The sequence below is a fragment of the Paenibacillus sp. ov031 genome (assembly GCF_900143165.1).
GTDB lineage: Bacteria > Bacillota > Bacilli > Paenibacillales > Paenibacillaceae > Paenibacillus > Paenibacillus marchantiae.
On the sequence record NZ_FRDO01000002.1, the window covers coordinates 418,030 to 433,918 of the forward strand.

Genomic DNA, 15,889 nt, shown 5'->3' on the forward strand with positions numbered 1-15,889 from the left:
CTTAAATTTTTTGAATACCGAAGCCGTTAGAGATGAACCAGCAGCATGCTGCACTGGTTAGCGTATGCTTCGGTGGATGCTGCGCCGGGTGATGTCAGGCGCAGCAGGGTGTGCAGGCCCGGCGGGATTGTCGTCGTCGGGCTGCCGGAAGCGGCAGGTTGCCGTGCAGTGACTTGGGCCCATTCGGCCCAATCACGCGCAGTGCGCTGCCGCCCGGCGAGCAAAGCGAGCGTGCCCGCCAGTACCATGGCGGGCACTTCGTGCGTGAAGGACTGCTGCGCGCCATGCGGCGTGCCGAACAGCGCAAGCAGCCCTTCACGCACACTTGCGGGCGCGCGCAGCAGCCCGCAGCGGGCCGCAGGCGGAAGCGCCGCGAGCAGTTCCGGCGCCTGGCCGGGCGCCAGGGCCTGCAGCAGGCGCAGCCATGCGGCCCAGGCGCCTACGCGTGCGAGCGCCAGCGCCGCGGCGTGCACGGCCTGCGGCGCTGGCGCGGCGCAGCTGGCCGGAGCGCCCCGCAGCAGCGCATCGGCTGCGCGGGCTGCATCGGGCGTGGCTGCCTGCTGGCGGGCCTTACGCCGCGCTGGCGGCGACGCGGCTGCGCCTCGCGCTGAGCCCGCAGCAGCACTGGCGAAGGGCTCGCCGGGCTGCTTGTGGCCGAGCGCCCACAGCACCAGCGCCGCCTCCGGCCCGTGCTGCGCATGCGTCGCCCAGGGCTGCAAAGCCGCACGGGCAGCGGCGTCCTCGCCGAGCTGGGCCAGCACCAGCCCGGCGGCGAGGGGCTGCGCCCGCAGCGCGGCGGACAGCGATGCCGCGTGGCGCAGCAGCCATTCGGGCCGATGCGCATCCAGCGCGGCCGGGATCAGCGCCTGCCAGGCCGCAGGCGGCAGACTGATCCGCTGGGCTGCGCTTGCGATGGCGTTCGGCCGCCCGCTAGCTGCGGCCAGCAGCAACAGCCGCTGCAATGCTGGCAAGCTGCCGGGCTGTACGGCGAGCGCAGATGTATAAGCCTTAGCTGCCTCCTGCCAGCAGCCCAGCCGTTCATGGGCCATGCCTTCCAGAGTCAGGCTGCGATACGTTCCGGCACCGGAAACGGACGTATATCGACTGGCTGTGGAAGCTGCTGCTTTGGCCTGCTTGAGCCAGTCGAGCGCCGCAGCATCCCGTCCTTGATCGAGCTCCAACACAGCACCAAGCTCCAGCAAGTCAGGGAAGTCAGCATATAGCGGCCTCCATTCCTCAACGATAGCGAGTGCTCTCTCTGGGCGGCTACGTTCCCGCCAGGCATAAGCCGTTTTGAGTACCAGATCCGAATGATAGCCACATTCCGGCGTAAGCTTTGCCAGCAAAGATTGTAACAACTTGAGCGCTTCATCGTATCTCGCTTGCTGAAACCACTCGGCAGCCATGGCATATAACAGTTCCGGTTGATCCGGCGACTTATGGAGAGCGGAGCGAATCAGCCGCATATTGCGCTCGGGTTTATTTTTGCCAACAATAACGTGCTCCAGGTAGCCATAATGAATAATCTCAAGCTCGGAATCGACCACACCCCACGGAGCGAAGGATAGAATCGAAGATGCCACTTCTTCATGAATCATGCCTTGAAAAGCAATCCGGGGATCATTCCGAAATAAACGACACACCGCATCCGTCACACGCTCTTCTCCAGACATTCCGAGCAAACTCGTGACCTGTATCCAGTAGCCCCATACGTCGTCCTGACTTGAGGTCAGCAGCCGCTTCATCTTCGTCAGATTGTGCTCGGTCTGCATCCAGACTTCATCCGCATCCAGTACCAGAATCCAAGGATGAGTGGCCGCAGCAAGAGACAGGTTGCGGGCAGCACTAAAATCTCCGGTCCATGCCGCACTGATGACAACCGCCCCATAACGACGGGCAATATCGATCGTCTCATCCGTTGATCCCGTATCCACAATGATGATCTCATCCACAACATCCTGAATAGCATCCAAGCATCGCTGAAGCGACCGGGCCTCATCCTTCACAATCATGCACAGGCTGATTCCTGTCTGCATGTTCATCCTCCCTCCTTCCTATACGGGGTTCTGCTCTCTTTCATTCAATCTTCAAAACTCAAAACCATCCGGCCCCGGTAAATCCAGCCTAATCTGTTGAACCACAGGCCAACAACGGTCTCGCTGTCCTTCTGTCCCTTGAGCATATGCCTCGAAGTGATGATCGGCAGCACTGACAAGCCCTTTCACCAACCAGCTGGTTCCCACACGTGAATCGGAGGCTCCAACAAAGGGTTCTCCCGCTTCCTGCCGGGCGCCTTCCACCAATGGATATACTCCTTCTGCCAACTGCCCCTGACCAAGCTGAACCAGCGCATGCAGGACATCCCATTTACCGGATGACACGCATCCCTCCATCATTAATCCAATTGCCTGCCAGCCATTATATGCTGTTCCAGCAGCCACGTTTGTGTCGTCATTTTGGGCATCGGCTTGTGAACTCCCGATTCGTTCTGTCTGTTGATATCGCTCCGACTCCGTACCCGGTTGCGAATGACGATACAGCCACGCAGTCAGTTGATCTTTCCCCTCTATTGGTCTACCTTCAATCCAGTTTAGTCGCTCTATCCAATGGGTAGCTGATACAGAAAGCTCTCCTTTTTTTCGCCGTACCGTGTCCAGCTTAAGGCGTGCCTTGTTCCATTTCCCCTGTTGAATCTGAAGCAAAGCCTCAGCCATGGATAACCTCTCCCGCATCTCCCCGGAAAGGTCTGAAGATATGTCTGGCAACAACTTCACAGCTGTATCATAACAACGACACTGCTCCAGAATGCCCAATACTTTCTGGATCGCCTCTTCTGAAGTAATTGCAAATCGCTCCTTAATCAGCTCCACCAAGTGTTGCTCTTGACCCGAAACCCGCATGATCCGAAAAATCCGGTACAACGGCGGCAGCAGGCTCGATTTCGCACGGACTGCTTCCACATAAGCATCCACAGCACCTTCAAGATCCGCCCGCCCCTCCAGCAGCCTACCCAAGGTATACCAGGTCTGATAGGTTCCAATTCCTTCTTCTGTATGAAATATGGGTGGCGGCGGTCCCATACGAACTGCTTCACGCAGCGATAGTTCTGCCTTTTCGGTCTCCCCCAGCGCCTCCTCACATACTCCGCGATGATGCAGCAGGTCCGTGTATTCTGGGAAGAGTTCAAGAGCAGCATGGATATGATCCAATGCTTCCTGCCAGCGACTCAAATGCTGGAAACAGCGAATCTCATATTTGAACAACAGATGCGCATAACTTGTCAGGGTTGGATCAATTCCCGCTTTTGCTACGCCAAACGTCTTCAGTGCCTGTTCCGTTTCCCCCATCCGCAGATACTCGACACCCAGGTTATAGTGATGAAATGGCTGCTCCGGCTCTTCCTCCACCGCCTGTTGAAGCAAACGCAAATTCCGGTTCACCTTATCCTTGCGCTCCACAATGGCTGTCTGATACCCGTAATGGTGAATGATCATGTCTGTCACGTGAAAAGCAGCCTGTGGATTCTTCCGACAGATTGCCACCGCAATCTGCTCATGAATCCGACCCTCAAACCGATGCTCCGGCTCGTTCCTGAAGAGGCGCAATACCGGATTTACCGTCACCCCCTGCTGACCTGAACCCGTATAGTTATGGATATTTAAAAACAATCCGTCACATCCGCTGGCTGCCGTCCAGCTTCTGATCTGCTCCCGTGCATTCTCATCCAACGCCTCGTCCGCATCGAGAAAAAGAATCCATTCGCCCGAAGCCCGCTCCAGCCCAGCATTTCGTGCCGCGGCAAAATCGTCGCTCCACACAAACGGCACAACTACTGCCCCATATTCCCTGGCAATGGCAGCACTTCGGTCCGACGAACCGGTATCCACAACAATGATCTCGTCCACCGCCCCGCGGACACTTTCAAGACAATGAGGCAACAGTTCTTCTTCATCCTTCACGATCATGCATAATGAAATGTGCTTGGTCGGCAAGCTGGTTCCTCCTCTCCTTCGCACGGAACACCGTGCGCCAAGGGATACCCTCTGCGGTGCGTAGTTGCTGCTCCAAAACAGTCTGTTGTGCCAAAAGTACCTTGTCAGCGGGTGAGCGAGTTCGTTCCTGTCTGATAACCTCTAGCGCCAACCTCATATAACAGACAGCAGCTCCAGCTCTCGCCTGTCGCTGTTCTGAATCCTTCTCCAATACCTGCTGGAAAAGAATCAATGCCTGATTGTAATGCCCTTTAGCATACACGGCTTCCCCAAGGTAAAAGAGGCTTTCCGCATCCAAATCGCCTTGTGACATACATTGAATGAGCAGATCTGCGGCCGCCATGGTGTATCCCTGGCGGTAAAGAACAGCGGCCAGCCATTGGCTATGAACATCATTTTCGTCGTGTTCAGGATTAGTCGAAGCCATCTTCTCGTACAGCTTCCTGACAAACGCCAGTTGCCCCATCTGCACTGCCCGAGTCAATATGTTCTTACTCAGCTCCGTTGCAACCTGAAGCGTCTGATGAGCTGTTTTCCCATCTCTGTCATCCACGACATGCACCCGTTTTCCCGTATCCAGCAGGTCATTCAGCAGCCTCCAGCCTTCCCTTTCCTGTGGTTCTGCTGCTGCCACCAATGATTCCGGTACAGATAATTCATTTGTCCAAAAGGTCACTGCCAAGTCCGATCGTTGCTCAGGATGGAGGTTCCTAGCCTCACTCAGTTCCTCACTCCACTGATTCTGCACGTACTGCAACGCATCTGATACCCTGTTGTCACATAACATCCAATACAGGTACTCTTCATTTTTTATACGCGTATTTCGGGCATCTCCATGTAGCAAGTTCAATGCCTGCCCATACGCTCCACTGGAAGCAAGTGCATAAACCACATGCGCCAGATCATCCTCGTATGTTATTACGCTCGGATCTGAATCCTCTTCCTTTGAGCGCTCTTTCTTTGAAATCTCTTTCCAGCGTGCGAGTAATGTCTCTGTTATGCTTTCATCCGTCTCTCCGGATTGCTGCAATACATCGGCTAACCCTGTCCATGCAGGAGCATACGTGATCTCGCTCCCCAGAGCCAGGCTGTACAGATGAGCAGACTCCTGCAGAAAGCCTCTTTTCTGTGCAAGCCTTCCCATGGCTGTATAGGCCTTGTAGCTATCGCAACCTATATCCGTTACGTAATATCTTTCCATTCGAGCTGGCTCTCTGTGAACATCTTCAGAGGACTTGCCCTCACATAATTCATCGCTTCCTGGTTTATCTGTTTGTTCAATTGCCTGCTGATGTACGCCTCGAATCTCTGCCTTGTTATTGTCCTTGAGATCAGCTCCATTGAAGCCCTCCCGGCAATCTGTTGCTCTTGCATAAGACTTGTAGGCCCTCTCCTCCAGACCCTGTTGCTCCAAAATCTCTCCATATATCAGATGCAGGTCGGCATACCCTGCATAACGCTGTCTTTCTACCGCCAATAACCCATGAGCCTCGTCATAGCGCCCCATTGCCAGAAGAACCTTGGCATAGTCCCGAACCAGAGTGGAGCGATACGGAGCTTGCAGGGGTGTATGAAGAAAGGATTCAGTAAAGGCTTCTGCTGCCTGTTCGATATTCCCTAGCTGACAGTATGTTACCCCCACATTATAGAGGTGAAAAGGTTGCCCCGGACGATCAGCTAATTCCAGCTGCAAAAGCTTTAGATTACGCAAGGGTTTATGTCCTAGAGCAATCGTGGACGGCAAATAACCATCATGAACCAAACACAGTGGAGCCAAGGGTTCATGCTCAGCGATCCCGTCTTCCTCACGGGTAGAGGAGTCGTTTATTTCCAGAGCGCCTTCTTCTTGTTTTCCATCATCCTTTGCTCCTCCACGAACCAATTGCTCATGGATACGCCCCGCATACCGATATCCTTGGTGGGCGCGAAAAAGACGCACAGGTTGGAAGATGACACTCTCTCCCGTTCCCTCGCCAATTCGGTTCTCTATCGTAATCCGCAGTCTCGAAACGCTCTTATGGACCTTCGGTAGATAATCCAAAAGCTCTTCCAATCCCTGTATGACATACTCATCCGCGTCCAGACACAGAATCCATTCCGTGCTCGCGAGAGGCAAACTTATATTTCTGGCATGTGCAAAATCATCTTCCCAACGGGCGTGAAGCACCGTTGCTCCATAATGTCTGGCGATCTCCGGTGTACGATCTGTTGACCCGGTATCTGTAATGAAGCATTCGCTGCCCATCGGCTTGAAGCTGTCGAGACAGCGGGCCAGATGATGTTCTTCATTTTGCACAATCATATGAATTCCGAGTAACCTGTTCTGCATATGCAGCCACCTCCAATGCAAAAAAAAGTACATGAAGCCCACCAAAGGGACTCCATGTACCTATATGACAACAAACCGGGTTATGTGCCTTGTCCATTGAAGAACACATCAATCGTGCTGGATGCTCCCAGCAGACTGGAGCGGTAGGAAAGACGTGTATATTTGAGAAAACGCTGCGGCACCAGAACATCGACCGAGCCTGGCAAAATCCCGGTCACCGTGTCCACATCATCGTACCAGTTGGTACCGTTGGCACTGATTTCCACGCGGGCATCGACCCGGTTAAGCCCCGGCCCCCTGTTATATACAAAGAAAGAATAAGTGCCGAATACACTCGTCGTGACCGCCGGAAGCGGTGTAAACGTGTTTGCCGTTGGCGTGCTGAGAAGCTGTGATTCCTGAAAGCTTTTTTGCGAGATGGACGTCACGCTGCTGAGTGTACCCGCCGTAATCGTGGCTCCCAATACGCTGGTAATGGTACCATTCAACAAATTGGTCAACGTTCCGGCTGTAATGGTGGCACCAAGTACACTGGTAATCGTACCGTTCAGCAAATTCGTTAACGTTCCCGCTGTCACGGTAGCTCCCAGTACACTAGTGATGGTACCATTTAACAAGTTCGTCAGTGTTCCGGCTGTAATCGTTGCTCCCAGTACACTTGTGATTGTACCGTTCAACAGATTGGTCAGCGTCCCTGCGGTAATCGTCGCTCCAAGCACGCTGGTGATTGTACCTGCCGTGATTGTTGCTCCCAGTACACTGGTGATCGTTCCGGCTGTGATTGTCGCTCCCAGTACACTTGTGATTGTACCATTCAGCAAGTTCGTCAGCGTCCCCGCCGTCACCGTGGCTCCAAGCACACTGGTGATCGTTCCGGCTGTGATCGTCGCTCCCAGTACACTCGTGATTGTACCGTTCAGCAAGTTCGTCAGTGTCCCTGCGGTCACTGTGGCTCCTAGAACGCTATTGATTGTACCCGCCGTAATCGTTGCTCCCAGTACACTAGTAATTGTTCCGGCTGTGATCGTCGCCCCGAGTACACTGGTAATTGTACCGTTCAGCAAGTTCGTCAGTGTTCCCGCGGTCACTGTGGCTCCAAGCACGCTGGTGATCGTTCCGGCTGTGATCGTCGCTCCCAGTACACTGGTAATTGTACCGTTCAGCAAGTTCGTCAGTGTTCCTGCGGTGATTGTAGCTCCAAGCACGCTGGTGATGGTACCATTGAGCAGGTTTGTTAATGTCCCCGCCGTCACGGTTGCCCCGAGCACACTTGTGATCGTTCCGGCAGTAATGGTGGCTCCCAAAACACTGGTGATTGTACCATTCAGCAGGTTTGTTAATGTTCCGGCTGTGATGGTTGCGCCAAGCACGCTGTTAATTGTACCCGCCGTGATCGTTGCTCCGAGGACGCTGGTAATCGTTCCGTTAAGAATATTTGTGATAGTTCCGGCATTAATCGTAACGGTAGTCAGACCTGAGATATTACTGATCGTACCATCCAAAATAATTCCGAGTACGTTCCCGCTTGTATCGGTGTGAACCGGCTGGGCTGCGCCTGTACTATCATGACCAAAAATCAGAGTTCTCAGATTATCCGGATTCGTGTTAAACGTTGTAAAGTTAGGCATATGCCTCGTCCTCCTCCCTGGTCAAATCGGTTGTAGAATTCCACGTTCTTACGGCATACGCTGTGCCTGAAAATAAACATCGAGCCGGGTCGGCTGATCCGGTTCAACCGATTGGATAACCAGCCGGGTATAACGCAGGAATCGCAGCGGCACAAGCGCTTTGGTCTGCCCTCCGGCAATCACTTCCTGGCTGTCCACAGCATAGTCCCTGGCATTAGGGCTGATCTGAATCTGCACAAGAGCCGGATGTTCGCCCCGATTTACAATGCCATATGTGTACATGCTGAGCGATGAGGTGTCTTGAGCCGGAAGAGAATTCATACTACCGTTTGTCTCGGCTCCGACATACGTATGCTCTGTAAAACAGTGAGTAGCACCAGGGAGTGTCGTACGTGAGGAAGTACCCTGCTTGAACCGGGGACGAGTAATCCGGGAACAAGGAGGTTTCAGCAATTTAGCGCGGCAGGAACGACGGGATTGGCGACGGCTGACATATTTAGTTGTTTGGTTCGTTCTCTTCTTGCTACGCTTCGCTGTTCGACTCATATCGATTTCCCCTTAAAAAATGTGCTTACGCATCGTATGCCTGCATGTAAAATACGGGCACGGCATACGCCGTTATTTGAGGATTTACTGTTTGTATCCCAAACCCTTCCCCTTTTTCCCACATACACTGCAAGTACAACCTCTTCACGTCTCTATTTCAAAATTTCATAGAAGCAGCACATTCCAAAAAATTCACTTTGGTTATCTTATTCAGGCAGATTGGAGGTGGATTATATGACCAATTCCAATGTATTCAATCAATCTAACGGTCCCTTATATACTCAACTGACTAATACATTCTCTGCCCCTGGCATTGAGTCCACTCCAGAGGGCGGGGCGGCAGCCGCAGGCAGTTCTTTTGCACTGACTACCAATAATGTCAGTGTAGGTGCTGGACTAAATCTGTTGCTGCAGGTCGTTAATGCAGTGGGCAGTGGGCGTACCTTGTACGTCTCTAGGATCAGCGGAGGCACAACCGCAGCTGCTACACTCATTGTCTATTCCGGCGGAACCATTACAGGTGGTACCACACCTGTGCCAGTCAATACATTGTTGGGCAATACCAATACGAGTGTAATGACAACAAGGCAAAATACCGGCACATTAACGGGAACATTAACAAGCTTGTTAAGCATTCCTCTTACAGCGGGCATGTATATGTTAAACCTGAACGGTTCTATCATCGTCCCTCCAGGACAGACACTATCCATCAGTGCGGGAACAGGCTCCCAAACCGCCTCCATTAATCTTTCCTGGTGGGAATTCTGACATATCATTTAAAAAAGGAGTGTGCACAATGCCGAATGATCACGTGTTCAACCCGCTAAACCGTCCCGTTTATACATCCATTACGAATACGTTTACCTCTCCCGGCATTGTGGCTCCACCTGAGAATAATGCAGGTAGTACTGGCAATCTGTACAATGCAGGCTCAACCAACTCCACAACACTAGGATTGCTGGGGGGCAGTGTTATTGCTACTGTCCAACTGACCAACCCAGCCGGGAGCGGTAAAAATGTATATATATCACGGCTTTCTGGCGGAATCACAGTCGCGCTCAACTTGCTTTCTTCCTTCAGTGGTACCATGACTCTGTCTGCAAATGGAACATTGACATCACCGAGCACACTCACACCGGTAAACAATAATTTATCAAGCAGTAACACGAGCATTGCAACGGTGCGATTCTCCGCTGCCGCTCCCACGGGTACCACAACCTTATTGGCTATGCCCTTGCAGGTAGGTCCCTTTCTATCCAATGAGTTAGGACGTTACGTGGTTCCTCCCGGTCAGTCCATTAACCTGTCGGTGAGTGGCTCACTCTCAGTTGGGGGGCTGATGGCCTCCACCTCCTATTTCTCTTGGTGGGAAGTATGATGTACTGCCCTATTAGATGGAAAGAGCCGCTTACGGATAAGTAACCGTAGCGGCTGTTCATCGTTCGATCTTCTTTTTACCGTAACGATGGCAGTTATGGCTGTCTGACTGGCTTCTGCCCATGTTCACCAGTCGATTCTGCCGGAAGTGGTTGTTCCCCCTTCCATAAGATTCGTTGCAGCAACATGCCGGCCAAACCAATGGCCAGTGTCACCATGCCAATATATTGAAATGTGGGACTGGGCCCCACGCTCCGAATCAAGGCACCTCCAGCAAGTGGAGCAACGACCAGCACGACACTCGAAAGCGAGTTTTGAATACCGAATACACGGCCGACAAAGGCAGGAGGGGTTTCTTTTTGCAGCAAGTAATTCAACGTCACCATGAACAGTCCATTGCCCACTCCGATGCATAAGCCCCAGATGATAATCCAGAACTCGGACGTTTGGGAACTGACCCAGCCAAGCGCAGCAATTCCGGCACCAATCAGCAAATATCCTCCACCCAACCCCCAGCCATACCCTATTCGCGGAAGTCGATTCAATAGTAGAATAATCACAACCGCACCTGCCCCAGCGGATGATCCCAGCCAGCCGATCAGAGCTTCGTTGCCAGGCTTGATCTCCCGAAACAGCGTCGTAAACTGGTAATCGATCATGAGGATCGCCATTAATCCAAAGCAACCAAACAGAATCGTACTCAGAAGGGTGCGGCTGCTCTGGATAAAACGCCAACCCTTCTGCCATTGAATGAATAGAGATTCCGCGGTCTCCCCCGTTTCCAAAGGACCTCCATCCGATGCAGAAGGTTCTGGATCCTCTGTTAGACGCCGTAAAGGCCATAACACGACTCCGGACAACAAACGTGTACAAGCATTGATTAAAATACAGACTTGCGGTGAAAAGACGGCCACAATGACTGCACCCAGCAGCGGTCCCGCTACTTTGGAGCATTGGTTCACAAAACCGTTCAGTGACGATGCTTGAAACAAATGCTCCTCTGCTACCACTTGACGCGTAAGTGCCTGCTGCGCAGGTACATGGAATACCCCCATCATCGCTCGTAAAGCAAGAAGCGGCAGCAGCCAAGCCGCACTTGGCGCGAACAGAATTGCAATCGTTAATAAGACGGTGATCACATCACATATCATCATGATTTTCACCTTATGCAAACGATCAGCCAGTGCACCTGCCACCGAGCCAAGTACGATCCCCGGAACAGCCATACATACCGGAATAAGGGCTATGATCAGAGGATCAGCACCCCAACGATAAGCGACCATTACCTGGATGGCGAGCGCGTCAAACCAATCTCCAAAGGTTGCGAGCGAATAAGCAATAAACATCCGCATGAAGCGGAAGTTGGTCCATAGGCTTTTGGATGAACCATTGGACGAAATGGATGATGGATTGGGTTCATTTGAAATGACGTTCATACGTATACTTCCTCCCCTGATTACAGCCTTGTTGCTGGCTTATATGTTCCTTGGCTGTAATCATAAGGGTGTTATATCAGAGGAAGATCAGAGGATGGAGCAAACGGGGATAAAAATGTGCGGATTTCATCCACAATTTGTTGTCCATAAATAGGCACGCCGTAACTTTTGGAGATATCCGCATAAATTTGATGGTATTTAGTGCGAAGTCGCCCCTCTATCCGGTGGTGTGCCATGAACAACAATATTTGGTAAGCCGAATTGAGATATAGCGGTGCGTTCAATGTCATTTTCAATACGTCCAGACCATCGTCCATTCTAGGCTCTGCCTCTCGGATTCTCCCTTGTCTAAGCAACCATAGGCCTTCCATAACTTGAAAGCGTCCGATTTCCCGCAAGTATGGCGCATCTTTCAACCCGGAACGCAGAGCAGACATCTGATCCTCTACCGCTTCGCCGCTGCCACCCCACAGTTCCACATACAACGCTGAGAGCTTTACCGGAAGTCTGAAATGAACCAGTTCATCTTTCTCCATCACGTGATACGTTTCAATGAGTCGAGCCTTGGCTCGTTCATACTGGCCCACCTCTGCGTAGACTTCAACAATGTTCAGAATACGAAGTTCACGAAGCTGATCGGCAGACAAAGCGGATGATTTCAGAGCCTTTTCGTACAATGGCAAACTCTCCGATGGTTCAATCAGGGTATGTGTAAAAATTAGCAGCCAATACAAACGTTCCTCGAAGGGAATTTCCGTCGTTGTAATCAACCATTCCAGATCTCCCTGAATAAAGTGAATATACAACTGATAAAATGGATCAATCTCAATGCCCAGTGCTTCTTGCTGATCCAGCAGCGTGAGCATCGATTTGCCCTGCCCATACAGATGATATTTGCGGAACAATCCATGAATCACTTCTCGCATCTCCTGATCTTGGGCGGAAGGGTTAGAGGGCAATATTGCCATATTCGATCGGATGATAAGTCGGTAACCATAACCACGCACGGTCTCCAGTGCAATTTCTTCCCAACGTTTCAGTTTCTTGCGCAGTCGATACACATGGTCGTCCACGGTGCGTTCAACCGGATATTCCAAGGGCCATACCCGATCCAGCAGTTGGCTGCGAGTAAAGGCTTTTTCCTTGTTCTCATACAAAAAATACAGCAGTGCAAATTCCTTCGCCAGCAGGCGGATGGAATCGGTGCGCTGGATTACCGTGTATGTTCCTTCATCGAATTGTAACAACATGCTTGGCCCTCCTATGTATGCTTACTACTTGTGATCCTTATTCTGTTCAACATACCACAAAAACCCTTTGCGAGAACGCAAAAGGTTTTTGTAATGAGATGTACTGGCTCTCTTCGGTAATCGCAAGGTGCTCCCTGGATTTAACCCAGCACCACGCGATCGTCGGCCATTTTTTTACCGCTGATACGTTCAAACTCACCCAATAACTCAGGTACGGTCAGCGTGCGCTTACGCTCTTCACTAACGTCCAAAATAATTCGGCCTTTGTCCATCATAATTAGACGATTGCCCAAACGTATGGCCTGCTCCATATTGTGTGTGACCATCAACGTTGTAAGTCTCATCTCACGTACAAGCGTCTCTGTCAGCTCTGTGATCAGCTCCGCACGAGAAGGATCAAGCGCAGCCGTATGCTCGTCCAGCAGCAAAATTTGCGGCTGGGTGAATGTTGCCATGAGCAGGCTGAGCGCCTGGCGTTCACCGCCAGACAGAAGGCCCACTTTGGCATTGGGGCGTTTGTCGAGTCCAATGCCGAGTTTCTCCAACTGGGCGTTGAAAATCTCCCGTCTTGCACGGGTCACTCCAAAGCCCAGTCCACGGCCCTTGCCACGTTTGTACGCCATCGCCATATTCTCCTCAATGGACATATGCGGTGCTGTACCCGCCATCGGGTCCTGAAACACACGGCCAATCCAACTGCTGCGTTTATGCTCAGGCAGGCTTTTGATGGAACGATCATTGATCAGCACATCGCCCATATCTGGCTTCATGACGCCTGAGATAATGTTCATCAACGTTGATTTTCCCGCGCCATTACTGCCAATCACGGTCACGAAGTCTCCCGGGTTCATCGTCAGGTTTACGCCAACCAGCGCAGTCTTCTCGTCGGTCGTTCCCGGATTAAACAGTTTGGTCACTTGTGTAATCTCAAGCATAATCACATGCCTCCCTTCGCCTGTTGGCTCGACGAGCCCATAAGCTCTTCGGTTCGTTTGCGAGCCAGGCTTTTCTGCTTCATGGAGCGCTGCATGGTTGGGAAAACAAGTGCGATAATAACGATCACAGCGGTGATCAGCTTCAGATCCGATGTATCAAACCATTCGACCTGGAGTGCGATCGCGACCACAATCCGGTAAATAATTGAACCGACAACGGCCGCAAGTGTGGCCCAGAATACGGTTCTTGCACCCAGAATGGCTTCCCCGATAATAACGGAGGCCAGTCCGATAACGATCATCCCAATTCCCATCGTAATATCTGCAAAACCGGATTGCTGTGCAATAAATGCTCCAGACAGCGCAACAAGTCCGTTGGACAGACTGACACCAACAATGGTGGTCACATCCGTATTCGCGCCGAAGCTGCGAATCATGCGTTTGTTGTCACCTGTGGCGCGCAGTGCCAGTCCGATATCTGTTTTCATAAACAGATCCAGCATGATTTTGAATACCAGCACAACTACGATAATGATAACCATGACATGCTCACCCGAGAAGGGGTTATCCATGCCCATAATGGATTTGTTCGGTGCGCCGAGAATACGCATATTAATTGAATACAGAGCAATCATCATCAGAATACCGGATAACAGCCCGTTAATTTTGCCTTTGGTGTGCAGCAGACCTGTACAGGCGCCAGCCACCATTCCTCCAGCCATTGCTGCCAAGCAAGCGAGCCAAGGAGAGAAGTCGTTGGATATCATGACCGCCGCGATTGCGCCTCCAGTTGTAAAACTTCCGTCTACGGTGAGATCGGGGAAGTCCAGTATGCGGAATGTAATATATACACCCAATGCCATCAGTGCATACAACAATCCAAGCTCGATTGCCCCTTCAATTGAACCCCAAGTCAAATTCACATTGCTTCCTCCCTGTCTATCGAAAAGAATGAGGCGAACCCGCCTGCACGTCCGCCTCGCATCCGTACTGCCGGAGGATCTCCGGTCAGATTATTGAATAATGTTGTTATCCTGGTCCTTCACTTCTGCCTTCATCTCATCGGTAACAGTGATGCCTTGAGCTTCAGCAGCTTTCAGGTTCAGAATCAGATCCAGCTTGTCCGGCACGGTGACTTTCATGTCGCCCGGTTTCGACCCATTTTTCAAAATGTCCGCAGCCATTTCACCCACTTGGTATCCGTGATCGTAGTATTTGAAGCCAACGGTTGCGAAAGCCCCTTTTTCCACGGTATCCCGGTCACTGGAGAAGAACGGAATTTTATTTTTGTTCGCGGTCTGGATGATTGTATCCACTGCGCTAACTACCGAGTTATCCAGCGTGATATAGAAGGCATTCACTTTGCTAACCAGAGAATCGGTTGCCTGTTTTACTTCGGATGTGTTCGTAACTGGTGCTTTGACCAGCTTGATATTATGTGTTGCCAGCGCTTTTTCCGCATTGTTCGCCATCACCACCGCATTCGGTTCGCCCTCGTTAATAACCAGACCTACCGTCTTCACATCCGGTAAATATTTGGCGATAAAATCAGCCAATTGCACGATCGCCTCCGGGTTCGTATCCGATGCACCTGTTACGTTACCACCTGGCTTGTCCATGTCACTCACCAGTTTGGCACCCAGCGGGTCCGTCACTGCCGCGAAAAGCAATGGCTTGTCCTTCACTTGTTGAGCCAGGGCCAGTGCGGATGGCGTTGCTATCCCTAGAACCAGGTCATTCTTGGAATCGCCGGCAATCTTCTGGGCAATGGACAGGTTGTTCGTTGAATCGCCTTGCGCGTTATTATAGTCAATCGTCAAGTTCTTGTTCTCTTCAAGACCAGCATCCTTCAGCGCTGCAATGAATCCTTCACGTGTGGCATCCAGCGATGGATGCTCGACGATTTGCGAGATCGCGATGCGATACGATTTTTCTGCCGTACCTTCACCTGTTGTGCTGCCCGATCCCTCGGTCGTTGTGCTACCGCCGCTGTTATTTCCGCAACCTGCCGCTACGATCATAGATGCAACCATCATCAGAGACATTAACCATTTCTTTTTCATGTGTGAGAACCCCTCTCCATCTTCTAAAATGTTGATGCCCTCATCGTTATCCAAGTGACACGATAGGACGGGACAAAACGAACGCTTCAACGCATTGTTGCTTTGACCGACAAAAGCAGACAAATATAGACTTTTCTCATGCGACTGAAGTCCATGACTCGTGTTGGTATTTTATTGTTTCCCTAATATTAAGGTGCGACCTGTTTCCCGTCAATGGTTGAACCGCTTCCAATTTGCATTCATTGCAGATACGTGAGAGAAAACATTACATAAAACAAAAAAAGGCCTCTGCAATTTTGCAATAAGGCCTCTGCTAAGAAAGGATATACAACT

Annotated in this window: 12 protein-coding genes; 2 read left to right on the top strand and 10 right to left on the bottom strand. The window is 51.6% G+C overall.

The genetic code is table 11. The annotated features are described in order from the left end of the window. Window positions 1–26: 26 nt before the first annotated feature. From BUA17_RS12040 to BUA17_RS12060, 5 genes are all read right to left on the bottom strand, one after another. Window positions 27–2,042: a glycosyltransferase gene (locus tag BUA17_RS12040; RefSeq protein ID WP_083584679.1), complete on the bottom strand. Its 2,016-nt coding sequence runs from the start codon at window positions 2,040–2,042 to the stop codon at window positions 27–29. A 45-nt stretch (window positions 2,043–2,087) separates the two neighbouring features. Next, entirely contained in the window at window positions 2,088–3,992 is a 1,905-nt protein-coding gene (locus BUA17_RS12045) for a tetratricopeptide repeat-containing glycosyltransferase family 2 protein (RefSeq protein WP_072733751.1), read from the bottom strand. Next, window positions 3,949–6,321 (bottom strand): glycosyltransferase family 2 protein, encoded by a 2,373-nt coding sequence (locus tag BUA17_RS12050; protein ID WP_072733752.1) that lies wholly within the window; start codon window positions 6,319–6,321, stop codon window positions 3,949–3,951. The genes BUA17_RS12045 and BUA17_RS12050 overlap by 44 nt, the downstream gene beginning before the upstream one ends. Window positions 6,322–6,401: 80 nt before the next feature. Beyond that, window positions 6,402–7,949, bottom strand: a complete 1,548-nt coding sequence (locus tag BUA17_RS31610; RefSeq protein ID WP_244552129.1) for a DUF6385 domain-containing protein — start codon at window positions 7,947–7,949, stop codon at window positions 6,402–6,404. Between the two features lie 48 nt (window positions 7,950–7,997). After that, window positions 7,998–8,495, bottom strand: coding sequence for a DUF6385 domain-containing protein (locus tag BUA17_RS12060; RefSeq protein WP_072733753.1), 498 nt, complete (start codon window positions 8,493–8,495; stop codon window positions 7,998–8,000). Between the two features lie 234 nt (window positions 8,496–8,729). On the opposite strand from BUA17_RS12060, the gene BUA17_RS12065 reads away from it, so the two are divergent. After that, window positions 8,730–9,263: a hypothetical protein gene (locus tag BUA17_RS12065; protein WP_072733754.1), complete on the top strand. Its 534-nt coding sequence runs from the start codon at window positions 8,730–8,732 to the stop codon at window positions 9,261–9,263. Window positions 9,264–9,291: 28 nt separating this feature from the next. Further along, on the top strand, window positions 9,292–9,873 hold the full coding sequence (locus BUA17_RS12070) for a hypothetical protein (protein WP_072733755.1): 582 nt from the start codon (window positions 9,292–9,294) through the stop codon (window positions 9,871–9,873). A 94-nt stretch (window positions 9,874–9,967) separates the two neighbouring features. On the opposite strand, the gene BUA17_RS12075 is transcribed toward BUA17_RS12070, so the two are convergent. The 5 genes from BUA17_RS12075 to BUA17_RS12095 all read right to left on the bottom strand — a co-directional run bounded on the left by BUA17_RS12075 (window position 9,968) and on the right by BUA17_RS12095 (window position 15,556). Further along, window positions 9,968–11,308, bottom strand: coding sequence for an MFS transporter (locus BUA17_RS12075; protein WP_072733756.1), 1,341 nt, complete (start codon window positions 11,306–11,308; stop codon window positions 9,968–9,970). Window positions 11,309–11,379: 71 nt separating this feature from the next. Further along, window positions 11,380–12,558: a winged helix-turn-helix domain-containing protein gene (locus BUA17_RS12080; protein WP_072733757.1), complete on the bottom strand. Its 1,179-nt coding sequence runs from the start codon at window positions 12,556–12,558 to the stop codon at window positions 11,380–11,382. Between the two features lie 140 nt (window positions 12,559–12,698). Next, window positions 12,699–13,493, bottom strand: a complete 795-nt coding sequence (locus BUA17_RS12085) for an ABC transporter ATP-binding protein (protein WP_063567603.1) — start codon at window positions 13,491–13,493, stop codon at window positions 12,699–12,701. Between the two features lie 2 nt (window positions 13,494–13,495). Further along, window positions 13,496–14,416, bottom strand: a complete 921-nt coding sequence (locus tag BUA17_RS12090) for an ABC transporter permease (RefSeq protein ID WP_072733758.1) — start codon at window positions 14,414–14,416, stop codon at window positions 13,496–13,498. Between the two features lie 90 nt (window positions 14,417–14,506). Next, window positions 14,507–15,556 carry an ABC transporter substrate-binding protein gene (locus BUA17_RS12095; RefSeq protein ID WP_072733759.1) on the bottom strand — a complete coding sequence of 350 codons (1,050 nt, stop codon included), beginning with the start codon at window positions 15,554–15,556 and terminating at the stop codon, window positions 14,507–14,509. Window positions 15,557–15,889: the final 333 nt, after the last annotated feature.